The sequence below is a fragment of the Nocardia mikamii NBRC 108933 genome (assembly GCF_001613505.1).
GTDB classification, from domain to species: Bacteria; Actinomycetota; Actinomycetes; order Mycobacteriales; family Mycobacteriaceae; genus Nocardia; species Nocardia mikamii.
In genome coordinates this window covers 61,971-87,632 of sequence record NZ_BDCM01000007.1, presented here as the reverse complement: position 1 = coordinate 87,632, position 25,662 = coordinate 61,971, and the positions used below count along the sequence as shown (strand labels likewise).

The following is a 25,662-nucleotide window of genomic DNA, read 5'->3' as shown; positions in this document are numbered from 1 at the left end:
ACGGTCTCAGTCCGCTCTCAGTCGCTGTCACCAGGCTGGGCGACAGACTCGAGGAGAAACGAGAGATATGACCGAGGATTCGAGGGACAGGCGCGACGAGCCGACCGGTTCGACTCCCCAGTCGGGCGGGGCCGAGCCGACTCCGCCGTCGACAGGTTCCGGAACCGCTTCGCCGGAGGGGGATGCCGGAAACGCCTCGCGCGGGTGGGGGCAGCCGTCGCAGTGGGCGGGGCCGTCGTCGCAGGCCGGCGCGGGTGCGCAGTCGCCGGGATCGGGACCGGCCGGGCCGAGTGGGGGACCGCAGGGACAGCCCGGCGCGCACTCGTCCGGCGAGCATCGGACCGAGCAGTTCACGAATCCCGAGCAGGGCGGGTCCGACCGTCCGGGACAAGGGTATGGACCGGGACAGCATCCGGGGTTCGCGGCCACCGATCCCGCGGCCGGTCACACCGCGCCGATGCCGCCGTACAACCCGTACGGCGTGGGGCAGGGCTATCAGCAGCCCGGCTCGTACCCCTCCGGGACGCCCTACGCCACCGGCGAGCACCGCGCCGATGAACCGTATCCCGCCGGTCCCGGCGCCGAGCCCACCGGCGCGTACGCCGGGGCTCCGCGCCGCCGCGGCCGCGCGGGCCTGCTCGCCGGCGCCGTCGTCCTGGCGCTCGTCGCGGGTGGTGTCGGCGGTGCGGTCGGCACCCTCGCCACGCGCTCGGACGACAACAACGCTCCGGTCGGCAACGCCCTGAACGCGCCCGCGCCGGTCGATCCCGCCTCGGCGAGCGCACCGCCCGGATCCGTGCCCGCGGTCGCGCAGAAGGTGCTGCCCAGCGTCGTGATGATCCGCGTCGCGGGCGCCCGCGCGGAGGGCGAGGGGTCGGGTGTGGTGCTGTCCTCGGACGGGCTGATCCTGACCAACAACCACGTGGCCAGCGGGGCCGGCCCCAACGCCAAGATGGAGGTCGCCTTCCAGGACGGCACGACCGCCAACGCCTCGGTCGTCGGCGTCGACCCGGTATCGGATCTGGCCGTCATCAAAGCGGCCGGCAAGACCAACCTGACGCCGATCGAACTCGGCACCTCGCGCAACCTGATGGTCGGCCAGCCCGTGGTGGCCGTCGGCTCGCCGCTGGGCCTGGCCGGAACCGTCACCACCGGCATCGTGTCGGCGCTCAACCGCCCGGTGTCGACCAGTGGTGAGGCCGGCTCGCAGGGCACCGTCATTTCCGCGATCCAAACCGATGCCGCGATCAACCCCGGCAATTCCGGTGGCGCGCTGGTCGATACGAACGGCAAGCTGATCGGCATCAACACCGCGATCGCCACCCTCGGCGCCTCGGAGATGCCCGGTTCGCAGAGCGGTTCTATCGGCCTGGGCTTCGCGATTCCGGTGGATCAGGCCCGTCGCGTCGCCGATGAGCTGACCAAGTCCGGCCATGCCACCTATGCTCAGATCGGGATCTCGGTGCGCGCGCAGGACGACGTCAACGGCGCCCGGGTCCTGGACGTGACACCGGACGGTCCGGCCGCCAAGGCGGGCATTCCGTCGGGTGTGATCGTCACCCGGGTCGACGATCAGGTCATCGACTCGGGCAATTCGCTGATCGCCGCCGTGCGGTCGCACCAACCGGGTGACAAGGTGAAGGTCACCTACACCGATCCACAAGGACAGAATCCGAAAACCGTCGAGGTGACCCTCGGCGCCGCACCGGCGGAGGGTGGCCGATGATCCGTGAACCGCGTCCTTTGACAGTGCTCCCGACACCCGACGCCGACGAGCCCGGGGGACCGGAGTGGTTGTCGCCCACGGACGCTACGGTGAGCAATATGGAAATCGATGCTCCCGTGGCGGGCCGGGCACTTGTTGTGGTCGTGGACGATCGAACCGCGCATGGCGGGGTGGACTCGCTGGGGCCGCTGGTGACCGAACTGCTCACCGAATTCGGCTTCCTCGTCGACGCCACGGTGTCGGTGGCCGGCGACGAGATCGAGATTCGCAACGCCCTCAACACCGCCGTGATCGGCGGGGTCGACCTGGTGATCTCGGTGGGCGGCACCGGTATGTCGCCGCGCGATGTCACCCCGGAGGCGACCCTCGAGGTGCTCGATCGCGAATTGCCCGGTATCAGCGAGGCGCTGCGTGCCTCCGGGCTCGCGGCCGGTTCGCTCGACGCCGGTCTGTCGCGTGGTCTGGCCGGGGTCTCGGGCAGCACCCTGGTGGTCAATCTGCCCGGCACCCGCGATGCCGTGCGCGACGGTATGGCGACGCTCGGCCCGCTGGTGAGCCGGGTCGTCGACGAACTGTCCGGCTTGGCGGAATGATCACGGTATGACCGACCGGCCGGCGGGGGCGCAGCGTCCGGGCGATTCGCACTCCGCGGATCGCCCGGCGAAGGGCCGCGCCCGATCGGCCGCGGAGGCCGCGCGCTTGGCGCGGGTCTTCGGCGAGACGCTGCCGCGCACCAGCAGCGACGAGCGCGCCCCCGACGGTGAGCTACCCCGCTCCTCGGACGACTGGCTGCGCGCGCAGGTGCCCCCTCATCACGGATAGCCCGTCACCGTCGTCGTCCGGGTGATCGCCCGGCGGATCACGAGACATTTCACCGTCTGATGTTGGCAGCGGTGATGCGGGCCGTTTATTGTCCCGTTCGGGCTGATCTACCTGCGGTTCTCGAAGGCTCCGGGTAGGCGCGCGCGTCGCGCCGCCCGGGTCTCGGTCTCGGAGGTCGAGGCCGACCGCAAGAACCTGATGAGGGGACATATGAATACGAACCGTGCGAACGGTCGGCGGTGGGGTGCGCGCATCGCGGGCCTCGGCGCTTCGGCGGCCGTCGCGCTCGGCCTGTGCTCTACCGGCGCCGCCAACGCCGACACCTTCGTCGCGCTGCCCGGCGGTGACCTGTCCAAGACGCTGTCCGACGGCACCGTCGTGCATGTGTGGCTGGACGGCGAATCCGCGAATATCAATCCGTCGCTGGGCGCGACGCCGGTGCACCGCAACGCCTGGGTCTCCGGCGACGCCCATGTGGAACTGTCCGGCGACACCACCGCCGTGGGCGGCAGCATCTACCCCGGATACACCGTGGGTTGCCAGGTCGATATCTCCGGCGGCGGCGTCGACGGCGGCCCCAGCGCGAGCATGGATTGGAGCGACGGCGAGAACGCCAAGCCGGATGCCGGCGGAAATATCGGCGGCAACCTGACTCTCGGTCCGGGCCAGGCGAAGTCGTTCTACGTCCTCGACATCGAGGAGAAGGACGACTTCGGACAGGACGTGCGCAAGACCCGCAACAAGTTCCAGGGTGACAGCGGTTCGGTGTCCTGGTCCGACGAGACCATCGGCCTGACCGGATGTGGCGGTTACGCGCAGGCGCGCGCATTCGTCAGCGTCGAGGTCGAGACCGACAATGTCATTTCCTGGGTGACGCTGTGGGGGAAGCCGTTCAGCCTGGGCTGAGCTGTTCCGGATACGCGGCAAGGGCTGCTGCCGTCACCGGCTTCGCTGCGTATCCCCTTGTCGGCGCAGGGAATCGACGTCGGCGAACTCGTGCCGGCCGTCGGCGCTCTTGCTGCCCTCCGAGAGCAGATCACGGATCTCGGTGAGCAGCGCCACCTCGGTCATCACGGCTTCCTTCTCGGTGCCGTAGCGCTTCATGAGCCGGCCCGCCGGCAGCACCAGAATGAAGTACAGGATCGCCGCGATGAGGATGAAGTTGACCACGGCGGTGACGATCGGGCCGAGTGCGATGAATGTGGACGGTTTACTGGAATCCAGATAGAAGCCCCAGCCGTGTTCGTTCGCCCCGCCGAACAAATCCAACAGGGGATTGACGATTCCCGTCACGATGGCGGTGACGACCGCGGTGAACGCGGTACCGATGACGACCGCGACCGCCAGATCGATCACGTTCCCGCGGAGCAGGAAATCCCTGAAACCTTTCAGCATTGCGGCTCCTGTCTCATCCGGCGTGCCCGCGCCTCGCCGTTCGGTCTGGTCGTGGCATTCGATGCGATTGCTTTCTGCTATCGAATGAGGTTCTCGGGATGCTAACGGACAGTTGCGGCAAATGCTTGGCGAACACGGCGAACGTCAGTGAAACACCACGGTCAGGGCGGTGTGCAACGAGGCGGCCGCGACGGTGGTCGCATGCCCCGGATCGAGTGCCAGCAGCACGATTCGTTCGGGGGACGCGCGAGTCCGGGCGCCGGTGTCGGCGGCACCGGAAATCAGGACGACCGCGGCATCGGTGGCGAGCGTGTGCGCGGACGGCGAACGCTCTCGTGGTGCGATCGCCTCCGGATCGCCGTGTGCCTCGGTGTCTTCCGCGGCGACCACGTCCACCCGGTCGCCGGGTCGCAGAATGTCGGCAATTGCGTTGTCCGCCAGCCGCATCGGCACGATCCGGGCATTCGGCGTGCCGGTCGCCGCGGCTGCCAGGCGTGGGCCGACGATCCGGAGATCGGTGAGTATTTCCCCGGCGTGTACCGCGCCGGTCGAGGTCGCGCCGAGCAGCGTCGCGGGATCGGTGACTGCGCCTTCCGGTACCGCCTCCGGCGGCAGATCCGCGTACCGCAGATCCGCGGGAGCCAGCACCTGCCCTGGTTGCACGTCCCGGGCCGCGACCACCACCGGTGTGCGATGCCCGGCGGGGTCACCGCGCAGGGCGACGACGGCTGCCGCAGCGGCCAGTCCGACGGCCGACAGCCGGCGTATCAGGGTCAGGTCGAGCCAGGGTGGCCGTATTCGAGACAGGAATTCGGTGCCCCGTGCCCGGCCGAGATCGGTATCGACGGCGCGTAGCCGATCGAATCGCAAGGTCGCCATACCGGCCACCGTAGGGCGCACGGCCGTTCGGTCATCCGGGAAAGAGCAGGTCAGAACTTTTCTGTGGATAACGGAATGACTGTGGACAACTGCGGCCGGCGCGGGCGGAGGGAATGACCGGCCGGGCGGTGCGTGGCCGCCCGGTGAATGGGGTCAGGCGACGGCGGTGCTGGTCGACGAGGAACTCGACGACGAACCCGAGCTGCTCGACGAGCTGGACGAACTGCTGGAGCCGGCCGAATCGCTCGACTTGGATTCGCTCGACTTCGCGGCGGGCTCACTGGCCGACGACGAGCCGTTGCGGCTGTCGGTGCGGTAGAAGCCGCTGCCCTTGAAGACGATGCCGACCGAGTTGAACAGCTTGCGCAGCTTGCCGTTGCACTTCTCGCAGGTGGTCAGGGCGTCATCGGAGAACGACTGCACGATGTCGAACTTGTCGCCACACTGCGTGCACTGATACGAGTAAGTAGGCACCTGCGAACCTCCACGGTTTTCGTCTTTTAGCACTCTACAGCCGACAGTGCCAACAGTGCCAATCCGGTGTTGATTCCCATGGTGCCCGTGAGGTCGGCGAGGCGCACGGAGCCCGGGCGGACCCGACGTCCGCTACGGACGGTCAGCGATGGGCGCCGATCTCGCGATCGCCGGCATCGAGCCTGCACAATCCGGCCTCCGGCAGCAACGCCCACCCCATCCGGCGATCGTGCGGTTCCTCCGGCAGCACATCCAGCAGTTCCGTGTCCCGGACCACGGCCACGAGGCGCGTGTCCGGCCGCGCCGCGGGTAGCGTCCGGTCGTAATAGCCCGCGCCCCGACCGAGTCGCACACCCCGTCGATCGACCGCCAGCGCCGGGATCAGGATCACCTCCGGCCACCGGATCGCCGCCGCACCCAAGGTGGGCCCGTCGGGTTCCAGCAATCCGTAGCGGGCCCGCCGCAAGGAGTCGACGCCGGTGTATTCCGCCCAGTCCAGTGGTCCGGGCGGCCCTGTCACGGGGACCATCACCCGTGCCCCCGCGGCCCGCAGGGTCTCGAGCATCGCCACCGAACCGGGCTCACCCGCGACCGGGATGTACCCGGCCACCCATCCGGAAGCGGGGCCCGATCCGTCTTCGCCCCCAGGCCGGGGGACGCCGGAACCGCCGATGATCCGCGCGCCGAGGTCCAGTACCCGCGACACGGACCGGCTCAGCGCCTCGGCCTCCGCGGCCCTGGTCTCCGGCGGCACCGCCGCCCGGGCGGCGAGCAATTCCGCTCGCCACCGCCCCTTGTCCCGCTGACCGGCGATCTCCACAGGCCTCACCCTAGGTGGGGCGAACGGTGAGTTTGCCCGCTCCCGTGTTTCCAGATGCCCTCGACGGGGAATCGCTGACCCGACGCGGTATCACGAACTCGCTGGTAACGCGGTGAAACGACGGTTGCGGCCGGTTCTCCGACGGGTAGTCGAGAGAGCCGGCGGTGGACCACGGAAGGGTTGCTGCCGCACCGTTTCGGTGCGACGGCGCCGCCGCGGCCGCCTAGGCTTCCCAGATGCCGGGCCGGTGTTGAGCCGGTCCGACGACAAGAGCGATGGATAGGGTGTGCACTTATGACAGCTGACGCCGGATCGGACGCGACGCAGGCCGTGAGTTCCTGCTTCCGCACCGCGGTGGTTCCCGCGGCCGGACTCGGGACACGGTTCCTGCCCGCGACCAAGACCGTGCCGAAAGAGCTGCTGCCGGTGGTGGACACGCCCGGTATCGAATTGGTGGCCGCCGAGGCCGCCGGATCGGGCGCCGAACGGCTGGTCCTCGTGACCTCGCCCGGTAAGGACGGGGTCGTCGCCCATTTCGTCGAGGATCTGGTGCTGGAGAGCACGCTCGCCGAACGCGGGAAGTTCCAGCTGCTGGAGAAGGTGCGCAAGGCTCCCGGCCTGCTCGATGTGACCTCGGTCGTCCAGGACGAGCCGCTCGGTCTGGGCCACGCCGTCGCCCAGGCCGAGCAGGCCCTCGATCCCGACGAGGACGCCATCGCGGTGCTGCTGCCCGACGACTTGGTGCTGCCGTGCGGCGTCCTCGACGTGATGAGTCGCGTCCGGCGCAAACGCGGCGGCACGGTGCTCTGCGCGATCGACGTCCCGAAGCGGGAGGTCAGCGCCTACGGCGTCTTCGACGTGGAGCCGGTGACCGACAGCACGAACCCCGACGTGCTGCGCGTGGTCGGCATGGTGGAGAAGCCGGCGCTCGAGGAGGCGCCGTCGACCTTCACCGCCGCGGGCCGGTATCTGCTCGATCGCGCGATCTTCGACGCGCTGCGCCGCATCGAGCCGGGTGCGGGTGGTGAACTCCAGCTCACCGACGCCGTATCGCTGCTGATCGCGGAGGGACATCCGGTTCATGTCGTCGTCCACCGTGGGTCGCGCCACGACCTCGGCAACCCTGGCGGTTATCTTCGTGCTGCGGTCGATTTCGCTTTGGAGCGAGACGAATACGGCCCCGCCTTGCGCGAGTGGTTGCAGCGTCGGCTTGCTCCGGATTGGAACCCGCAGCTGATCTCGTCGTGACGGCGGGGTCGGCCGGGTCCCGTCACCGCGGGACCGGGTGATCAGTCGGAGTAAAGGGGAAGGGCGGCATGCGCTCGGTTGAGGACCAGCAGATCAAGGTGACCGCGGCGGCCGTGGCCCCGCGGCCGGTCCGGGTCGCGATTTCCGAGGCCCAGGGTCTGCTGTGTGCCGAGGATGTGGTCACCGAGCGTCCGCTGCCCGGCTTCGATCAGGCCGCCATCGACGGATATGCCGTGCGCAGCGTGGATGTGCAGGGCGCCGGCGCCGACATCCGCACCGAGGACGGTGATCCGATCGATCTGACGCTGCCGGTGGTCGGCGAGGTCGCCGCCGGTTCGCGCCAGCCGATCCGCTTGCAGCCGCGGCAGTCGGTGCGCATCGACACCGGTGCGCCGCTGCCCACGCTGGCGGATGCGGTGCTGCCGCTGGATTTCACCGACGGCGGCCGGGCCCGGATCAAGATCTACGAGCCGGTCCGGTCCGGCGATTACGTGCGGCGCATCGGTGACGATGTGCAGCCCGGCGATATCGCGGTCCGGGCGGGCACCATCATCGGCGCGGCGCAGGTCGGCCTGCTGGCGGCGGTCGGCCGGGACAAGGTGCTGGTGCATCCGCGGCCGCGACTGTCGGTCATCTCGATCGGTGGCGAACTGGTCGACATCGACCGCACGCCCGGTCCGGGACAGGTCTACGACGTGAACTCCTACGCCTTGGCCGCCGCCGCCCGCGACGCCGGCGCCGATGTGAATCGGGTCGGTATCGTCAGCGCCGATCCCAAGCGCCTGCGCGATGTGGTCGAGGGACAGCTGGTGCGTTCGGAGGTGGTCGTGATCGCGGGCGCGGTCGGCGGCTGGGCCTCCGATCAGATCCGTGAGGCCCTGGAGGGACTGGGTGAGCTGACCATCGATCGGGTCGCGATGCATCCGGGTTCCGTGCAGGGATTCGGCCGGCTCGGCCGCGACGAGGTCCCGACGTTCCTTCTGCCGTCGAATCCCGTTGGCGCGCTGGTGGTTTTCGAGATCATGGTGCGGCCGCTGATCCGGATCGCGCTGGGTCGCCGGCATCCGATGCGCCGCGTGGTGCGGGCCCGCACGATCATGCCGATCACCTCGATGGAGGGCCGCCGCGGCTATCTGCGCGCGCAGTTGATGCGTGACGAGCAGACCGGCGAGTACCTGGTTCAGCCGTTGGGTGTCAACGGCTCGTCGCATCTGCTCTCGACCCTTGCCGAGGCCAACAGCCTGATCGTCATCGACCCGGAGGTCACCGATATTCGCACCGGTGACGAGGTCCAGGTCGCATTTCTCGCACAGCGCGGGTGATCGGTGGACATGAACGTATTCCGGGCCGCCCAGCATCCCGGCTGGCCCGCACATCTCGGTCCGGTTCGCGTCGCGGGCGGACGGGTGACCTTGCGCCCGATCCGGCTGCGGGACGCGGCCGCCTGGTCGCGCATCCGCCTGCGCGACCGCGAACATCTGGAGCCGTGGGAGCCGACCGGCCGGGGTAGCTGGGAGGCGCGCAATCACGCCTCCAACTGGCCCTCGCTGTGGTCGAGTCTGAAGGCCGAGGCGCGGCGGGGTGCGATGGTGCCGTTGGTGATCGAGGTCGACGGATCCTTCGGCGGCCAGCTGACCATCGGCAATATCGTGCGCGGGGCCCTGCGTTCGGCGTGGATCGGCTACTGGGTCGCCAAGGACGTCGGCGGCCAAGGGGTCGCCACCGCCGCGCTGGCGATGGGTCTGGACCATTGTTTCGGGCCGGTGGGCCTGCACCGGGTGGAGGCGACGGTGCGCCCGGAGAATCTGGCCAGCCAGGCGGTCCTGCGCAATGTGGGCTTCCGCGAGGAGGGCACATTGCGACGCTATCTGGACGTCGACGGCGAATGGCGGGACCATCTGCTGGTCGCGATGACCGTCGAGGAGGTATCCGGCACGGTCGTCGATCGCCTTATCCGCTCCGGTCGTGCCACGCCGCCGTGAGTGGCCCTGTCACACGGCGTGTTCCGCGTCGACGCGCCCGGGCGGAGTGATGACCGGCTTGTGACGGGTGGGACGGGTGTGGGCGGCGCGCCTGCGGGATATTCCTGTGACGCCGCATTAACCTACGGACGTCGGTGGTGCGTCCGGTGCCAGGACGGAACAGGTGGCGAGAACCTGCCCAGTGGTCGAGAAGGGACAGTGGTCAGGCGGGGACGGAGGTGGGAGCGCGATGCCGAATTCGATCTTGTGGATCGCGCTGGTCGTGCTCTGGGTCTTCGTGCTGTTCCCGATGCTCGCGGGTCGGCATCCGCGGATCCGCCGCACCACGGACGTGGCCCTGGCAACCCGGGTGCTGCATCGAGGCGGTACCAGACGACGTGCGAAGAAAGGGCCGGCCACCGGACATGAGACCGATCCGGACTGGGTGCCGGCCCCTCGGCAGAAAAGGCTTTCCCACGGCGATGATGCGGAGGACCGGATGACGACATCGGCCGATGAGCCCGTCATCGAGGACGACCGGAACGCACCCGAGCGCGCCGAATCGGAGGTGACGCGGGCCCGCCGGAGTGCCGGTGATCCGCCCGGTCGCGCCGACGCGGGTGAGGAGCACACCCCCGAAACCCCCGTCGACGCCGATGCCGAGCCGGGCGGCGACGAACGCGACGACGTCGACGGCGCAGCCGGAGGCGAGGGCGACGGTGACCTCGCCGGAGCCGCCCACACCGGCGGTCCGGACGATGCCGACGATCGTGAGCAGGCCGACGAGGTACCGGCCGCCGCCGAGACCGAGGATCGCCCGCAGGCCAGCATGGCCCGCATCCCACCCGCACCGAGCGCGGCGGTTCCGGCCCGGCGCGGCGATGTGGATGCCGACGACGATCTCGACGACTCCGATTATCTCGACGACCCCGATCATCTCGACGACTCCGACGATCTCGACGATCGCGCCGGCGGCGAACCCGCTTCGGGAGCACGCGATTTCGTCCCGTCCCGGCGTGGTCGTGGCGGGTTCGATCCGGAGGCCGACGCGATCGCGCGCGCGGCCCGGTATCGCTTCCGGCAGCGCACCGCGCTCGGATTGATCCTGAGCACACTGCTTTTCGGCGCCTTCGCGATCGTCGTGAGCGCGACCCTGTGGTGGGGGTGCGCGCTCTCGGTGGTGGCGTTCGGGGCCTATCTGGCGTATCTGCGGCGGCAGGTGCGCTTCGAGGAGGACATCCGCCGTCGTCGCGCCGCGCGGCTGCCCGGGGCGCGGCAGCGCCCGGCCGGCAAGGCCGAACCCGTTGCGCAGGATCAGGTCCGGGCCGAGCGGCGCCCTGGTATGGACCGTGACGCCGCGCGTGCTCTGCGCCGCCGCGCGGTGGTGCTCGACGTCGACGACGAGGACCCACTGTTCGACCATCTGGAGCACTTCGACGCCGCCGCGGCCCGGGCCACCCGGAACCGGGCCGCGGGTGGCGAAATCCGCCGCGCCGCAGGCGAATAGGAGCGGACAGCCGGTCATCGACGGCCGCCGCATCGTAGCCAGGGGCTGCGGGCGGCGGCCGTTTCGGCGTGATGGGGCGATTTTTCCACCGCTGCGAGCGGGCGGATAGGCATCTTTGGCTAACTTCCCGCATCCCACTCGAGGGGTGGGGGGTGGTGAGCTGTCAGCCGGAATGTGAAACGTCCGTGTCCACTCACCGGGAGTGCCGAGAAGGCGGCAAATTCATAGATAACCTTTTGCCGTTGTGATCTGCTCGTTACGAGTGGCTCGCGGGCTATTTCGGGAGTAAGCTCGGGCACCGTGCAGAATCGCTGTCCACAAGATCGAAGGATTTAATCCTTCCGGTACGGATGCGTGGTCACGGGTATTGACACGCCGCAGCAGGTGAGGACGCTGCGCGTGGGGTAGCTGGGCGGTTGGAAGGGCTGATCGACGTGTATGGAAGCATTCTGCTATCGATTTTCACCGGCCTGCCGTCGTAACAGATCGAGAAATCGCGATGAACAATTCAACGGTCATCGACGAGATCGAGATCGATCTTGCCGAACGGGTCACCGCGCTCGATCTCTATCGCCGCTGGGAAATGCAGCAATGGCAGGCGCAGAGCCTGGAATACGAGCGTGATGCCGAGGGGTGGACTCAGCTGCCGGCGTTCGCGCGGTTGCCGCTGCTGGCCACCCTCGCCCGCTTCCTGATCGGCGAGACGACCGTGACCGAGACCTTGGCGCCGCTGGCCTACGCCGCGCCCGAGGTCGACTACACGATCTATCTGGCCACCCAGCTGGCCGACGAGGCGCGCCATACCGTCTTCTTCCGGCGCTACCTGGCCTTTCTCTCCGAAACGCTCGGCAACGAGGAGTTATCGCAGGTCAGCGGCGTCGATCAGGTGGGTGACCTGTTCGAGAAGGCGCTCGTGGACGCGGTCGAGCGGGTGCGTGCGGACCCGGCCGACACCGCTGCCTGGTACGAGGGGGTGGTGGTCTACCACCTGCTGGTCGAAGGTGCGGTGGCGATGACCGGCCTGCACACCGTGCTGGGCACCGTGCGGGCGTTGCCGCGCTTCGACATCCTGCGGACCGGCATCACGAACGTCGCCCGAGACGAATCGCGGCATATTTCCTTCGGTGTGCTGGCGTTGCGCAACGGAGTCCGAGGCGGATATCGCGATCATATTGTCGAGACGATTCGCAGACATCTTCCGGCGGCGGCCCGGACTCTGGTCGATCCGGAAACCCGGGATCCGTTTCCGCGATTGGTTCCGGTATTGCAGAAACGCGCCGAGATACTTCACGAACAATGGGAATTCGCGGAGAGTTCTCTCGGTCGCAGAATGACGTCGATCGGAATACCGCGCGACGTCATCTCGGAACTCGCGGGAAATTGGCGGGAATCCTGCGCGGCGGCCGCCGGAGAATATGCCGACATACACGGCGAACCACATCCGATCACGTACCTCGTGCGGTGAACACAAACAATTCGGGAGCATTTCGTGGACGAAAATGAAGTGCGCGACCAGGTACGGGAACTGGTCCGTCGGCACGCCCCCCAGCCCTCGGCGGAATTGGCCTCCGATGATGTGCTGGCCGAACAGCTGGGCTACGACTCACTGGCCCTGATCGAACTCGCGCTCGGCCTGCAGGTGCGTTTCGGAATCGATGCCGGCGGTGACTCCGGTGCGACGAATGTGGTGACCGTCGGCGATATCGAGCAGATGGTGTGCGACGCGCTGCGGGCGAAACAGCCGTGACGGGCCTGCTCGACTGGCTGGCCTACGACGGCGAGGACCGCGGCTGGACCATCGCCGACGAGGGTGAATGGCGGCGCGTCGGCTACCCCCGGCTGAGTGAGCAGGTGCGGCGGGTGGCCGCGGCCTGTATCGACGCCGGGGTGCGTCCGGGTGCGGTGGTTTCCATCGTGGAATCGGCTCCGGAACGATTCATGACGAATTTCTTCGGCGTGCTGGCCGCGGGGGCGACACCGAATCCGCTGGCGCCGCCGCTACCGCTGCAGAACGAGTCGGCGTATCGGCAGCAACTATCGGCATTGCTGGCCGCGGCCGCGCCGTCGGCGATCATCGTGGCCGAAGAACTTGCCGCGGTGGTTGATCCGTTGCTCGAATCCCTGGGCGGGATCACGATTGTCGGGACGTCGAATGAGACTCCCGCCGTGGCGGAACTGCCGGGTTGCGAGCCCGACCGGATCGGGTTGCTCCAATTCACCTCCGGCAGTAGCGGTTCGCCCAAAGCGGTACGGGTGTCGGTGGCGAATCTGGAGGCCAATTGCGCCGCGATCGACCGGTGGCTGGAGTTTCGGCCGACGGACCGGATCGCCACCTGGCTGCCGCCGTATCACGATATGGGGCTGATCGGCTGCATCATCACGCCGACCATTCTGAATCTGGACATTCAAGCCATGACGCCGATCGATTTCATTCGAGATCCGCTGTCGTGGCTGTCCTGTTTCGGCCGCGACGGTGCGACGATCACGGCGACACCGAACTTCGCGCTGGCGTATCTGCTGCGAAAGATGACCGACGAAGCCTTGGCGGGAATGGATTTCGATCCCTGGCGGGTGATGATCGTGGGCGCCGAGCGGATCGATCCGGCGATTCTGCGCGGCTTCACCGAGCGGCTGGCGCCCTACGGATTCGATTCGCGCACACCGTGTCCCGCCTACGGGCTCGCCGAGGGCACGCTCGCGGTATCCGGTCTGCGCCCCTCGGAGCCGGTGCAGGTCGCCGCGGTGACACCCGACACCGGTGCCGTGGACGGTCCGTTCGACCTGATGTCCGCCCCGCTCGAGGACGGCCGGCGCTGGCTGGTCGGCTGCGGCGCGCCGCTGGACGGGGTGACGGTGCGGGCCGCGTCGACCGACGAATACGCCGGAGCGCCGGGCGAATTGATCGTCGGTGGTCCCAGCGTCGCTCGGGAGTACCGGACGGCGGAGGGTACTCGCGACCTGTCGCGAGCCGAGGACGGCGCGCTGGCGACCGGTGACGCGGGCCTGCTGGTGGGTGGGCAGGTGTATCCGATCGGCCGGGTCGGCGACGCGGTGAAGGTGCGCGGGCGCACGGTCTATGCCGAGGACATCGAGGCGGCGGTGGTGGAAGCGTTCGGCGTGCCCGCCAATCGAGTCGTCGCGCTGGCCGGCAACGCCTTCGGCGCCGCTCGCGTCGCCGTACTGGTCGAGGACAAGCCGGTGGAGGCCGTGCGGCTGCGGCAGGTCCTGGCCGGGCAGCTCGGAGCGGAGACGTCGCTGCGGTTGTTCATCGGCGATCGGGGACTCATCGCGCGCACCACCAGCGGTAAGCCGCGGCGGCGGGTGATGTGGAACCAGTTGCTGCAGGGCGAATTCGACGCCCTGGAGAGGAGTTGACGATGGCGCCGGTACCACTGTCGACCGTCGACCACATGTGGACGGCGAATATGGCCGGTCCGCTGCAGTTCGTCGTGGAGTTCGGCGAGGTGCTCGACGCCGATCGGATCGTCGAGGCCTATGTCGAGACCGCCCGTGAATTCGTCGGTGCGGACGCGGCACTGGTGCAACTCGACGAGCGCACCCTGGCGCTCGACGTCGACGACCCGCGTCCCGCGATCCGGGCCACGGTCGCCGAATCCACCGTGCCGCTGAGCGAATGCCTCGACCCGGTAGAGATCGGGGTGGGTCATGTGCTCGCACGCGGCCGGGTGGTGACCCGCGGCGACCGCACGGCCGTCGGGCTGTCGATGTCGCACGGCCTGGCGGACGGCTACGGCATGTTCTTCTTCCTGGCCGCGTGGGCGGCTCGGGCACGCGGTGCTCGCTTCCTGTCGCCGCGCTGCGACCGCGAGGTGCTGACGCGGCCGCAGGCCCGCGAACGCGACAGCGTCGATCCGGATGCGTTGCGCCGGGCCGGTTTCGTCACCGTCGAGCCGGATCTGGAGCTGCCCGAACTCGACGTCCACACCGGACGGCTCGACCTGACCGAATGCGAGGCGCAGGCGGAGGTTTCGGGGCTGTCGACCGCGGATCTGGTGGCGGCGGGCCTGTTTCGCGACTACGCGGCGACCAAGGACACCGACCGGGTGACCCTGGCCTGCCCGGTCGACATCCGTCGCTTCGTCCGCGAGCTGGGCCCCACGTATTTCGGTAACGCCTTCGTGCAGGTGCTGGTCGATGTCGACACCGAGCGGGTGCGCAACGCCTCGGTTCCCGAGATCGCCGGCTGGGTGCGCGACGCGGTCGCCACCGCGCCCGAACGCATCGACGACGCGATCGCCGAACTCGAGGCGTTCCTGCAGGTGCACGGCATCGCGGGACTCGACCGGGTGTGGGGATATCCGCCGCAGTCGGGCTTCCTGGTCAGCAATCTGTCCCGAATCCCCGCCTCCTGGCTGGATTTCGGCGCCGGGCCGCCGGTCGGTCTGGTGACACCGGGCCGCCGGCCGCGCCAGGACGGGGCCTATCTGCTGCCCGATCCGGAGCGGGCGCACAGCCTGCAATGGGCCTCCACGCTCGAGCACGAACCGGCCGCGCGATCGTAGAGAGACGAATCCGATATGGCTGCAGCGATGACCTACAGCATGGCCGTCGGCGATCGCGACGCGGCGCGCCTGGCCCTGCTGGATCAGCATTACAACCCGAGTTCCCGGGCCTTCCTCGAGTCGGTCGGTGTCTGTGCCGGTGCGACGGTGGCCGATATCGGCTGCGGGCACGGCGCGATGACGGCCTGGCTGGCCGAGCGGGTCGGGCCGGAGGGCATCGTCTACGCCGTCGACGCCTCCGCCGAACAGCTCGAGATCGCCCGCCGGCTGGTCGGTGATCTGCCGCAGGTGCGCTACGTCCACGCGCGGATCGAGGACGCACCGCTCGAACCCGGTTCGGTCGACTGGGTGTACAGCCGCTTCCTGCTGATGCACGTGGCCGACGCCGCTGCCGCGCTCACCGCGATGGAGCGCATGCTCGCCGACGACGGTGCGCTGCTGCTCGAGATGTCCGACGTCGGGGCACTGCGATTCGTCCCCGCCGACGATCCGGCCGCGGATCTGTGGCGGGAGTGGTGGTTCGCCCTCGGCCGGGCCCGCGGCGCCGCGCACGACATCTACGATCGCACTCCGCGACTGCTCACCGAGGCCGGTTTCATCATCGCGCGCCGCGACCGCTTCCAGCCGGTGTCGGCCATGCCGGAGGCGAAGATGTTGCACGCCTTGGGTTTCGAACAGTGCGTGCCCGCCTACCTGGAACACGCCGGCGCCGACCCGGCGGCCATCGATGCCCATCGCGCCTTCCTGCAGCGCGTCGTCCCGGATACCGACATCGCCGTCGAACTGTATGCGACCAGCCAGTATTTCGCCCGCAAACGTCCGCGGGCACGAAGATTGTGAGCCTCCGCCATGGTGAGAACACCAGCCGCGCAACCGAAGTCGATCATGGGAATCAGCGGTCTGCACAACAGTGTGCCGTTCAAACAGGCCCGCTTCCCGGGACTGGAATGGCGGGACTATCGCATCACCCAGGGCTTCGATTCCGCGGCGGCGCTGCTGCACGAAGGTGAGCTGGTCAGCGCGGTCGCCGAGGAGCGGTTCACCGGTGAGAAGGCGACCGGCGCCTTTCCCGAACACGCCATCCGTTTCGGCTGCGAGCGGGCCGGAATCTCGGTCGATTCGCTCGACGTCCTCGCGCACGGCTTCTCCTACGAGCCGTTGCGAGCCGAATTCGACCACAGCGAACTCGGGCGTGCGCGCTTCCGCGAGGTCTTCGCCCGCCAAGTGCTGCTGGACAGACTCGCGGAAACCTTCGGCGGTGACTGGGACGACCGGCTGGTGCAGGTGCCACATCACCTGGCCCATGCGGCCAGCACGTTCTACCCGAGCGGGTTCGAATCGGCGCTGATCCTGGTGGCCGACGGCATGGGGGAGCAGCACAGCGCGACCGTCGCGCTCGGCACGGATGCGGGCATCGAACCGATCGCGACGGTCTCGGAGCTGAATTCCCTGGGAATTCTCTACGGCGTCTTCACCTACTATCTGGGCTTCTCGTTCGGCCTCGACGAATACAAGATCATGGGGCTGGCGCCCTACGGTGACCACCGCAAACACTTCGCGGCGATGATGGATCTCATTCATCTGCGGCCGGACGGTACTTTCACGATTCCCATCCTGTACCGCAACGAAACCGATCTGGACCGGGAAACCTACCGCGGCACACTGAAAGCCGTCGAGGAGATCTTCGGGCCGGCCCGCGGCCCCGAGGACGAACTGACCGCCCACCACCGCGATATCGCGGCCGCCCTGCAGGCGGCCCTCGAGGCGACGCTGCTGCATACGCTGCGGCACTTCCGCAAACAGACCGGCGCGAAGAATCTGTGCATGGCCGGCGGGGTCGCGCTCAACTGCACGGCGAACGGCGTGATTCTGCGCAGCCGCCAGTTCAAGCGCATGTTCATCCAGTCCGCGGCCGGCGACGACGGCACCGCGCTGGGTGCCGCGCTGTACGTCCACCATCAGCGTGACCAGGCGGCCCCGATCGCGGGTATCGAGACCCCGCTGAACGGCCCGGAATACTCCGACGACGAGATCGCGGCGGCACTGGCGGGCCGCACCGATTGCACCGCGACGCGGTTCGACGACTTCGCGGCGCTGGCCGCCGAACTGGGCCGCCGGCTGGCCGCCGGGCAGATCGGGGCGCTGTTCCAGGGACGCCTGGAGTACGGTCCGCGCGCCCTGGGCAATCGCAGCATTCTCGGCGACCCCCGCCATCCGCGCATGCGCGACATCATCAACGCGAAGGTGAAGAAGCGGGAGGGCTTCCGGCCCTTCGCCCCCGCGGTCCTCGACGAATACGCGACCACGTATTTCGACATCAAGGACGCCGAGGTCGACACCTACGCCTGGATGTTGTTCATCACCTCGGTGCGGCCGGAATTCCGCGAGGGTCTGCCCGCGGTCACCCATGTCGACGGATCGGCCCGGGTGCAGACGGTGTCGCGCGACCGCAACGAACGGTTCTGGACGGTGATCGACGCCTTCCGGCAGGAAACCGGAACGCCGATCCTGCTGAACACCTCGTTCAACGTGAAGGGCCAGCCGATCGTGTGCACGCCCGCCGAGGGCTTGGACACCTTCGTCACCGCCGGACTGGATGTGCTGGCCATCGGCAATTACCTGGTAGAGCCGGTTCGCGCCGGATAAGTGGGATCGAGTTACTGTGCAAGCCGACTTTCTTCCCGGCGTCCTCGCCATCGCCACCGATTTCCGCCGCGCACCGGTGCAGCGATATCTGCGTGCCCGGGAGGAGTATCGTCCCGGCCCGCCGGGTCCGGCGGTGGCGGCGTTGATCGCCCTGATCCACAGGTACTCCGAACACGCCGAGGTCACACTCGGCGTGATTGCGCCAGAGGATGATTCGCCGATTCCGCTGCGCATCGCGGTCGCACCGGATCGCACGGCGGAAGCGCTGGCCACCGAGGTCGACGCCGCCCGGTCGCAGCTGGTGGCCGCGCGCGCCGGCTTCGATATCGACGAGTTGATCGGGAAACTCTGCCCCACACCGGTCTTCGATCGGCATCCGCTGTTCCAGATCGCCTACTGCGAGCTCAGCGGCGACCACGATCCGGACGCGGCGGAGGATGCGCTCGAGGCCGTCGTCGGCTGCGATCTGGTCTTCGTCGACGATCGCGGCGCCGGTGAACTGCGCTGCGAATACGATGCGGAGCTGTTCGAACCGGGTACGGTGCGCCGGCTTCTCGCGCAGTGGGCGCTGCTGATCGAGGCGTTCACCGCGCATCCGGCTACCGCGCTCGCGGCATTGCCGATGCTGGCGGAGGACGACCGGACGGCCCTCGACGAGTGGTCGGCCGGACCGCCGGCGGCCCGGCCGGCGACGACCCTGCACGCACTGATCGCCGAACGAGCGGCGCGCCGGCCGCACAGTCCCGCCGTGATATCCGAGGCGGGCTCGCTGAGCTACGGCGAACTCGACGACCGCGCGGCGCGGGCCGCCGGATATCTGAGCGCCGTGGGTGTGCGGCCCCGGCAGATCGTCGCGCTGTGTCTGCGGCGCTCGCCCCGCGTACCGGTGCTGGCGCTGGGCGTCATGAAGGCCGGTGCGGCCTATCTGCCGCTGGATCCGGCGGATCCGGATGCGCGGCTGGCGACGATCCTCGCGGATTCCGGCGCGTCGGTGGTGCTGTGCGACGACGCCGACATCGCCGGGCGCTTATCGGCCGAGGGCGTCGCGGCGATCGATCTGGACGAAGTCTGGGAAGACCTGGAACAGGCCGAGCCCGCGCCCGCGCGGGCCGGCGCGCCGACGGATCTGGCCTACGTCATCTACACCTCCGGCTCGACCGGCCGGCCCAAGGGTGTGCTGATCGAGCATGCGGCGATCTGTAATCGCCTGCTGCACGACGCGATTCGCATCGGCGAATCGGATCGGGTGCTACAGAAGACGCCGCTGACCTTCGACGTGTCGGTGTGGGATCTGTTCTATCCGCTGGTGCACGGTGCGCAGTCGGTGCTGTGCGATGCGCAGGGGCATCGGGATTCGCGCTACCTGCTGGAAACCATTCGCGCGCACGAGATCACCGTCGCTCACTTCGTGCCCTCGATGTTGCGCACGTGGCTGGCCGAGCCGGGAGTCGAGGCGTGCACCTCGCTGCGCTATGTGACCACCAGCGGTGAGGCGCTGCCCCCGGATGTGGCCGCCGAATTCCATCGGCTGCTGCCGGATACCGCGCTCCACAACTATTACGGACCGACCGAAGCGGCCGTCGACGTCACCTGTGAACGGGTACTTCCGGGAGCGGGGGTCACCCTCGGCCGGCCGATCGAGAACGTGCGCGCCGTCGTCCTGGACACGGCGGGACAGCTGGTGCCCGTCGGTGTTCCGGGTCAGCTGCATCTGGCCGGCGTCTGCCTGGCGCGTGGCTATGTCGATCCCGCCGACGAGATCGGCCGCTTCGTGGCCGACCGGCGGACCGGAGAACGGCTGTACGCCACCGGCGATCGGGTGCGGCGGCTGCCGGACGGACGCCTGGAATATCTCGGCCGGGCCGACCATCAGCTGAAATTGCGTGGCCTGCGCATCGAGGCCGGTGAGGTCGAGGCGGCGTTGCGCACCGCCGACGGGGTGCGCGAGGCCGTGGTCACGGTCTTCGGCGATGATCCGCAGCGCAGCGAACTGGTCGGCTACGTGACCCTCGCGGAGGCGGCGATGGTCGAGGCCGATGTGTTGCGTGAGCATGCCCGTGCTCTGCTGCCGGCGTATATGGTGCCGGCGAGAATCGTTGTACTCGAGGAGTTTCCGCGCAACGCCGCCGGGAAGATCGACCGCGGGAGTTTGCCCGCGCCCGTCGCGGCGGTGCGCAGCGCGACCACGGCGTCGCCGAACGAACTCTCGCACGCGATAGCGGCGGTGTGGGCGCGAGTGCTCGAATGCGATTCGGTCCCCGCCACCGCGAATTTCTTCGATCTCGGCGGCAATTCACTGCTCGTCGCCCGGGTGCACCTGGCCTTGGAAGAGGCACTGGGCATCTCGATCGCGCGTACGGACCTGTTCCGCTACCCGACCGTGGCCTCGCTGGCCGCGGCCCTCGCCGGCTCGGTGGCCGCCCGAGAGTTGGCCGACGAGGCCGCCGACCACAGCGGTCCGTTCGCGGTGATCGGGATGGCCGTGCGCGTGCCGGGCGCTGCCGATCTCGACGAATTCTGGGATGTCATCGCGGGTGCCCGCACGACGATGACCGAACTCGACGACGAGCAACTCCGGGCCGCGGGCGAGTCGGCCGAGCGCATCGCCGCGCCGAATTACGTGCGCGCCGCGGCGGTCCTGGACGATATCGCCGGATTCGACGCCGACTATTTCGGCTTCACCGCCCGCGAGGCGCAGGTCACCGATCCGCAGCACCGGCTGCTGCTGGAATGCGCGGTCGAGGCGCTCGAACACGCGGGTTACGGTGGTGCGCCGCAGCGGCCGCGCACCGGGGTGTTCGTGGGCGGACTGCCCAGCAGCTACTTCCATCGTTATTTCGCCGACGACTTCACCCGGCTGCCCTCCACCCAGCACTACCAGATCAAGGTAGGCAACGAACCGGACTTCCTACCCACCTCGATCGCCTACCGCCTCGACCTGCACGGACCTGCCGTCACCGTGCAGAGCGCGTGTTCGACCTCGCTGGTCGCGGTTCATCTGGCCTGCCAATCCATCGGCCGCGGCGAATGCGAGATGGCGGTGGCCGGTGGTGTCGCCGTGCGAGTGCCGGATCGCGTCGGGTATCTGCACCAGGAGGGGATGGTCGCCTCACCGGACGGGCACTGCCGCGCCTTCGACGAGCAGGCCGGCGGCACCATCTTCGGCAACGGGGCGGGCGTGGTCGTACTCAAACGGCTCGACGACGCGGTGCGCGACGGTGACCGGATCTTCGCCGTGGTGCGCGGCACCGCGATCAACAACGACGGCGCGGCGAAGGTCGGTTTCACCGCGCCGAGTGTCGACGGCCAGGTCGAAGTCATCCGCCGGGCGCACCGGGTGGCCGGGGTCGCGCCCGCGGAGATCGGATACGTCGAGGCGCACGGTACGGCCACCCCGATGGGTGATCCGATGGAGATCGCCGCGCTCACCGAAGCTTTCGGGGGCCCGCGCGAAGATCGGTGCGAGGTCGGGTCGGTGAAGGCCAATATCGGCCATCTCGATACCGCCGCCGGAGTAGCGGGATTCGTCAAGGCCGTACTGGCATTGGATCACGCGGTCCTGCCGGGACTGGCCGATCTGCACCGGCCCAGCAGCCGGATCCCGTGGTCCGAGACGCCGTTCCAGGTTTCGCCGCGGTCGCGGGCGTGGCCGTCGGGTCGGCCGCGGATCGCCACCGTGTCGGCGTTCGGCATCGGCGGCACCAACGCACACGCGGTACTCGAGGCCGCGCCGCCGCGCACCGCCACCGCCGTGCCCGCGGGCTGGGCCGGACTGTTCCGGTTGTCGGCGCGTTCCGATGCGGCCCTGCGTGACCTCGCGCACCGCTACCTCGATCGGCTGACCAACGATACCGCCATCGAAGATATTTGCTACACAACAGGTTTCGGCCGCGAGCAGCACGAGCGTCGCGTGGCCGCGGTGGTCTCCTCGCTGCCGGAGTTGCGGACGGCGCTGGCGGCGTACCTGCGTGGTGAACCCGCGGCGGCATTGTTCACCGAGGCGGAACAGAATGCGGACCGGCGGCTGTGCCTGGTCCTGGGCGAGGCTCCCGAAGCCGGCGTCGACGCATTCCTCGACCTGTACGCCGAGGATTCGGTGGTGCGGAGGGCGCGGGCGGAGGTGACCGCCGCGCTCGGCGACGCCGAACCTACCGGAGTACAAGCGGATCTGGCCCGGCTGTATGTCCTGGTGCAGGTGTGGCGGGCGTGCGGTCTGCAGTGGGATGCTGTGATCGGTTACGGCACAGGCGAATACGTGGCGGCGGCGATATCCGGCTTGATGGATCTGGCGACCGCGATGCGACACGCCGCCGCTGCGACACCGCTGACGACGGATGGTGGCCGCCGCGAGCTGTGGCTCGTGTCGCAAGCCTCGGACGTCGAGTCGTGTGTGACCGCCGCGGGCTGCGACCGGATGCTGGTATTGGGCCGGCGCAGTGAGGAACGCGCCCGGCTGCGGCTCGCGGCCGATCGGCACGGGGTGCACACCGTACTCGCGGCCGACGGGCCGCACGATTTCCAGCGAACCCTGCTGATCGCTGCGGCGAAACTCTATGCGGTCGGTACGGATATCTGCCCGACGCCGTGGGGGCCGTTCGCCCTGGGGCGCCGAATCCCGCTGCCCACCTACGCCTTCCAGCGCAGCCGCTTCTGGGTCGAACCGGAACGTGCGCTGCGCCGTACCGTCGGCGCCGCCGAGGACGCGGGGCTGCCCGGCCGTCCGGTGGATCTGCCGCTCTCGGAGGAGATCCGCTACGAGCGGAGTTTCGCCTGCGACTCCCCGTCGTATGTGACCGATCACCGGCTGTTCGGCACCGCGGTGGTGCCGGGTGCCTCGCATATCGCGATGGCGCTGGCCGCGGCGGCGCACCACATCGACGGGCCGTACGCGCTGCGGGACACGTTGTTCCTCCATCCGTTCGCCGTGTCCGACGGCGGGAGCCGCCGCGCACAGTTGGTGCTGCGCCCGAACGGTTCAGGTTGGGACGTGACCCTCGTCGCGGAGGAGGAATCCGGTGCGGGCGCGGCCTGGCCGGCGCTGTTCCGTACCGCCCTGGACAGCGCTCCCGCCGAATCGGATTCGACCTTCGGTGAAGCCGCTCGCGGCGATGTTCTCGCTCGCTGTCCGCAGGAGCTGTCCGGACTCGAGTTCTATCGGGACGTCTGGGTGCCGGGACTCGACACCGGGAACTCCTTCCACTGGATCGAGACCATCTGGCGGGGCGACAACGAGGCACTGTGCCTGACCACCCGCCCCGAGGGGGTGGAGATCGGACCGGAACCGCTGCACGCCGGGCTGGTCGAAGCCGCGTTCCAGGTGCTCAACAGCTGCTGGAAATACGACAACGCTCTGCTGCGGGCACAGGAGAACATCTACGTTCCGTTCAGTATCGACCGCTACTACTTCTCCGGTCGCCGCACCGAGGGCCCGCTGTGGATCCACGCCCGCTTGGCGGGCGGACATGGCGCGGGGGACGAGGCATTCACCGCGCACATCCGGATGTACGACGTCACCGGCGAATTGGTGGTCGCCGTGGACGGATTCGAATCGCGGCGCATCAGCCGCGCGCAGGTGGAGCGGGCGCTCGCCCACAAGACGGCCGATATCACCCACGAACAACACTGGCAGCGCACCGAGGCGGCCGGGGCGGGCGCCGAGCCGGTGTCGCTGCTGGTGGTCGACGACGACCCCGACCGGTTGAGCCGGTTCGCGCGGGTGCTGCGCGAGCGGTCGATTCCGGCCGCGACCGTGCTGATCGGCGCGGAGGTACCGCCGGAATCGGGCATCACCCGCCACGCCGCCACCGATGCCGAAATAGGGTCGTGGCCCGCGGAATTCGCCGCGGCGGATCGTCGCGGCTTCGTCGACCTACGCGGCCTGTCCGCGACGGACGACGAGAGCGCGCAGTTCGTCGGCGAGAGCGCCCAGCGGTGTGCCGCGGCTGTGCGACCGTTACCGGCACTGGCGTCCGAACGCGTCCGCGTGTGGTGGCCGACTCGTGGCGCTCAGCCGGTGACCGGCGACGCCGACGTCACCGATCCGGCCGCGACCATGCTGTGGGGTATCGCCACGGTCGTGCGTCGCGAGTATCCGGAATTGCGTTGCAGCACAGTCGATCTGGATGACGACGCCGATTCGTCGCTGGCACGTCTGGCGGAAGAGATCCACCGGTGGTCGCCGGAGATGCGAATCGCGCATCGCGGGCAGGATCGCTATGTCGCGCGGCTTCGCCGTGCACAGCCGGGAACGGATGCGCGGATCCGGCCCGATCGCAGTTATCTCGTCACGGGCGGTCTGCGGGGCATCGGCCCGCGCGTGGCGCAGCTGCTGGCCGAACAGGGCGCGGGCCACCTCGTACTCGTCGGCCGCACCGCCCCCGATCCCGAGACCGCACAGCTGCTGGACGAGATCCGCGACGGTGGTTGCCCGGTCACCGTGCACACCGCCGATATCGGCGCCGAATCGCTCGCCGGCGTGGTCGCCGCCGCGCCGCATCCGCTCGGCGGGATCGTGCACGCGGCCGGGGTGCTGGACGATGCGACGATCGCCGGGCTGGACGCCGGCCGATTCGAGAAGGTCCTCGCGCCCAAGGTCGGCGGGATACGTTCGCTGCGCGACATCATCGGCGCGGAAACGGATTTCGTGGTGTCCTTCTCGTCGCTGACGGCCACCGTCGGTGCGGGCGGGCAAGCCAACTACGCCGCGGCCAATGCCTATCTGGACGGGTACGCGTCCGTGCTGCGGGCCCAGGGCATCCCCGCGACCAGCATCGCGTGGGGCCCGTGGGCGGAGATCGGGATGGCGGCCCGTCTCGACGCCGAGGAGCGCGAGCGGGCCCGGCTGCGCGGTTATCGCCCGCTCTCGCCGGAACAGGGGCTGCGGTTGCTGGCCGGCAATCTGGTCGCCGCCGGACCGACCGTCGTCGCCGCGGATCTCGACTGGCCGAAACTGGCGGCGGCCGCGGGCGGCGACCCGTGGTACGGAAGCATCGCCGCCACCCCCGCCGCTGCCGGACCAGCCGCCTCGCTGCGGGAACGGGTCCTGGCCGCTGCCCGGACCGACCGGCCGGCCCTCGTCCGTGATCTGACGGCCACCGAGGTGAAGGCGGTACTGGGACTCGACGACCGGCATCTGATCGACCCGGAGGAGGGGTTCACCCAGCTCGGCATGGATTCCCTCGCGGTCGTCGAACTGCGCTCACGCCTGCAGGACGGCTTCGGACTCGCGCTGCCCGCGACCTTCGGATTCGACTATCCGACCGTCGAGAAGGCGGCCGAATATCTCTCGGCCGCAATCGTTTCCGGGGAGGTCGGCGCGTCGTCCCCGGCCACGGCTGCCGTTGCCCCTCGTCCGCCACACGGGACGACGCAGGACGGACCACCGCGCGCCGCCGCCGTACCGCTCGCGGGGTCGGCTCCGGCCGGGCCGTATTCGGATGCCTCGGCCCCGTCCCCGTCCGCGCCGGATTCGCCGGTTGCGGTTCCGGCTGCGGATTCGATCGCGCCGACCCCCCCTGTCGCGACTCCGACCGGTCCGCCTTCGGCCGAGTCGCAACCGGCGGCTTCGGCCCGGCCCGTGCCGCCCCCGTCGGAGGATCCGATCGCCGCCGAGCTGGCTCTGCTGGAGGCGGCATTACACAGCGACGCACAGTGGTGAGGGA

At 69.1% G+C, this 25,662-nt stretch carries 19 protein-coding genes; 15 read left to right on the top strand and 4 right to left on the bottom strand.

Annotated features, from left to right (window positions below; all coding sequences use genetic code 11):
* The first annotated feature begins 67 nt into the window (after positions 1 to 67).
* The 4 genes from NMI01S_RS09845 to NMI01S_RS09830 all read left to right on the top strand — a co-directional run bounded on the left by NMI01S_RS09845 (position 68) and on the right by NMI01S_RS09830 (position 3,454).
* The gene (locus NMI01S_RS09845; protein WP_084512836.1) at positions 68 to 1,726 is read left to right on the top strand and encodes a S1C family serine protease; all 1,659 of its coding nucleotides are present in this window, start codon (positions 68 to 70) and stop codon (positions 1,724 to 1,726) included.
* Between the two features lie 98 nt (positions 1,727 to 1,824).
* Complete coding sequence (locus NMI01S_RS09840; protein WP_081879443.1) at positions 1,825 to 2,319, top strand: MogA/MoaB family molybdenum cofactor biosynthesis protein; 495 nt, start codon at positions 1,825 to 1,827, stop codon at positions 2,317 to 2,319.
* Positions 2,320 to 2,326: 7 nt separating this feature from the next.
* On the top strand, positions 2,327 to 2,548 hold the full coding sequence (locus NMI01S_RS09835) for a hypothetical protein (RefSeq protein ID WP_062995827.1): 222 nt from the start codon (positions 2,327 to 2,329) through the stop codon (positions 2,546 to 2,548).
* A 210-nt stretch (positions 2,549 to 2,758) separates the two neighbouring features.
* On the top strand, positions 2,759 to 3,454 hold the full coding sequence (locus tag NMI01S_RS09830) for an MspA family porin (RefSeq protein ID WP_062995825.1): 696 nt from the start codon (positions 2,759 to 2,761) through the stop codon (positions 3,452 to 3,454).
* A gap of 33 nt (positions 3,455 to 3,487) precedes the next feature.
* Here the strand turns inward: NMI01S_RS09830 and mscL are convergent, their stop codons facing one another.
* From mscL to NMI01S_RS09815, 4 genes are all read right to left on the bottom strand, one after another.
* Complete coding sequence (gene mscL, locus NMI01S_RS09825) at positions 3,488 to 3,943, bottom strand: large conductance mechanosensitive channel protein MscL (RefSeq protein ID WP_062995823.1); 456 nt, start codon at positions 3,941 to 3,943, stop codon at positions 3,488 to 3,490.
* 144 nt (positions 3,944 to 4,087) lie between these two features.
* Complete coding sequence (gene cpaB / locus NMI01S_RS09820) at positions 4,088 to 4,822, bottom strand: Flp pilus assembly protein CpaB (RefSeq protein WP_084512835.1); 735 nt, start codon at positions 4,820 to 4,822, stop codon at positions 4,088 to 4,090.
* 153 nt (positions 4,823 to 4,975) lie between these two features.
* Positions 4,976 to 5,296, bottom strand: coding sequence for an FmdB family zinc ribbon protein (locus tag NMI01S_RS34040; protein WP_084512834.1), 321 nt, complete (start codon positions 5,294 to 5,296; stop codon positions 4,976 to 4,978).
* A 142-nt stretch (positions 5,297 to 5,438) separates the two neighbouring features.
* Positions 5,439 to 6,116: a 5-formyltetrahydrofolate cyclo-ligase gene (locus tag NMI01S_RS09815; RefSeq protein ID WP_062995822.1), complete on the bottom strand. Its 678-nt coding sequence runs from the start codon at positions 6,114 to 6,116 to the stop codon at positions 5,439 to 5,441.
* Positions 6,117 to 6,410: 294 nt separating this feature from the next.
* On the opposite strand from NMI01S_RS09815, the gene NMI01S_RS09810 reads away from it, so the two are divergent.
* The 11 genes from NMI01S_RS09810 (at position 6,411) to NMI01S_RS09760 (ending at position 25,658) form a co-directional block, all read left to right on the top strand.
* Positions 6,411 to 7,364, top strand: a complete 954-nt coding sequence (locus NMI01S_RS09810) for a UTP--glucose-1-phosphate uridylyltransferase (protein ID WP_062995820.1) — start codon at positions 6,411 to 6,413, stop codon at positions 7,362 to 7,364.
* A gap of 68 nt (positions 7,365 to 7,432) precedes the next feature.
* Positions 7,433 to 8,686: a molybdotransferase-like divisome protein Glp gene (gene glp, locus NMI01S_RS09805; protein ID WP_036505452.1), complete on the top strand. Its 1,254-nt coding sequence runs from the start codon at positions 7,433 to 7,435 to the stop codon at positions 8,684 to 8,686.
* 9 nt (positions 8,687 to 8,695) lie between these two features.
* On the top strand, positions 8,696 to 9,346 hold the full coding sequence (locus tag NMI01S_RS09800) for a GNAT family N-acetyltransferase (RefSeq protein WP_062995818.1): 651 nt from the start codon (positions 8,696 to 8,698) through the stop codon (positions 9,344 to 9,346).
* A 229-nt stretch (positions 9,347 to 9,575) separates the two neighbouring features.
* Entirely contained in the window at positions 9,576 to 10,832 is a 1,257-nt protein-coding gene (sepX, locus tag NMI01S_RS09795; RefSeq protein ID WP_062995816.1) for a divisome protein SepX/GlpR, read from the top strand.
* A gap of 499 nt (positions 10,833 to 11,331) precedes the next feature.
* Positions 11,332 to 12,297 (top strand): ferritin family protein, encoded by a 966-nt coding sequence (locus NMI01S_RS09790; RefSeq protein WP_062995814.1) that lies wholly within the window; start codon positions 11,332 to 11,334, stop codon positions 12,295 to 12,297.
* Between the two features lie 24 nt (positions 12,298 to 12,321).
* On the top strand, positions 12,322 to 12,579 hold the full coding sequence (locus NMI01S_RS09785; RefSeq protein WP_030515113.1) for an acyl carrier protein: 258 nt from the start codon (positions 12,322 to 12,324) through the stop codon (positions 12,577 to 12,579).
* Positions 12,549 to 14,207 carry an AMP-binding protein gene (locus NMI01S_RS09780; protein ID WP_084512833.1) on the top strand — a complete coding sequence of 553 codons (1,659 nt, stop codon included), beginning with the start codon at positions 12,549 to 12,551 and terminating at the stop codon, positions 14,205 to 14,207. The genes NMI01S_RS09785 and NMI01S_RS09780 overlap by 31 nt, the downstream gene beginning before the upstream one ends.
* A 2-nt stretch (positions 14,208 to 14,209) precedes the next feature.
* Entirely contained in the window at positions 14,210 to 15,355 is a 1,146-nt protein-coding gene (locus NMI01S_RS09775; protein ID WP_062995810.1) for an acyltransferase, read from the top strand.
* Positions 15,356 to 15,370: 15 nt separating this feature from the next.
* A complete protein-coding gene (locus NMI01S_RS09770; RefSeq protein WP_084512832.1) occupies positions 15,371 to 16,195 on the top strand; it encodes a class I SAM-dependent methyltransferase in 825 nt (274 codons plus the stop codon).
* A 9-nt stretch (positions 16,196 to 16,204) separates the two neighbouring features.
* Positions 16,205 to 18,001: a carbamoyltransferase family protein gene (locus NMI01S_RS09765; protein WP_062995806.1), complete on the top strand. Its 1,797-nt coding sequence runs from the start codon at positions 16,205 to 16,207 to the stop codon at positions 17,999 to 18,001.
* Between the two features lie 16 nt (positions 18,002 to 18,017).
* Entirely contained in the window at positions 18,018 to 25,658 is a 7,641-nt protein-coding gene (locus tag NMI01S_RS09760; RefSeq protein WP_062995804.1) for an amino acid adenylation domain-containing protein, read from the top strand.
* Positions 25,659 to 25,662 lie beyond the last annotated feature (4 nt).

What these genes read in the sequence shown, in the direction of transcription:
- NMI01S_RS09845 (WP_084512836.1), top strand. Translation starts at nt 68, where the DNA reads ATGACCGAGGATTCGAGGGACAGGCGCGACGAGCCGACCGGTTCGACT.
- NMI01S_RS09840 (WP_081879443.1), top strand. Translation starts at nt 1,825, where the DNA reads ATGGAAATCGATGCTCCCGTGGCGGGCCGGGCACTTGTTGTGGTCGTG.
- NMI01S_RS09835 (WP_062995827.1), top strand. Translation starts at nt 2,327, where the DNA reads ATGACCGACCGGCCGGCGGGGGCGCAGCGTCCGGGCGATTCGCACTCC.
- NMI01S_RS09830 (WP_062995825.1), top strand. Translation starts at nt 2,759, where the DNA reads ATGAATACGAACCGTGCGAACGGTCGGCGGTGGGGTGCGCGCATCGCG.
- mscL (WP_062995823.1), bottom strand. Translation starts at nt 3,943, where the DNA reads ATGCTGAAAGGTTTCAGGGATTTCCTGCTCCGCGGGAACGTGATCGAT.
- cpaB (WP_084512835.1), bottom strand. Translation starts at nt 4,822, where the DNA reads ATGGCGACCTTGCGATTCGATCGGCTACGCGCCGTCGATACCGATCTC.
- NMI01S_RS09810 (WP_062995820.1), top strand. Translation starts at nt 6,411, where the DNA reads ATGACAGCTGACGCCGGATCGGACGCGACGCAGGCCGTGAGTTCCTGC.
- glp (WP_036505452.1), top strand. Translation starts at nt 7,433, where the DNA reads ATGCGCTCGGTTGAGGACCAGCAGATCAAGGTGACCGCGGCGGCCGTG.
- NMI01S_RS09800 (WP_062995818.1), top strand. Translation starts at nt 8,696, where the DNA reads ATGAACGTATTCCGGGCCGCCCAGCATCCCGGCTGGCCCGCACATCTC.
- sepX (WP_062995816.1), top strand. Translation starts at nt 9,576, where the DNA reads ATGCCGAATTCGATCTTGTGGATCGCGCTGGTCGTGCTCTGGGTCTTC.
- NMI01S_RS09790 (WP_062995814.1), top strand. Translation starts at nt 11,332, where the DNA reads ATGAACAATTCAACGGTCATCGACGAGATCGAGATCGATCTTGCCGAA.
- NMI01S_RS09775 (WP_062995810.1), top strand. Translation starts at nt 14,210, where the DNA reads ATGGCGCCGGTACCACTGTCGACCGTCGACCACATGTGGACGGCGAAT.
- NMI01S_RS09770 (WP_084512832.1), top strand. Translation starts at nt 15,371, where the DNA reads ATGGCTGCAGCGATGACCTACAGCATGGCCGTCGGCGATCGCGACGCG.
- NMI01S_RS09765 (WP_062995806.1), top strand. Translation starts at nt 16,205, where the DNA reads ATGGTGAGAACACCAGCCGCGCAACCGAAGTCGATCATGGGAATCAGC.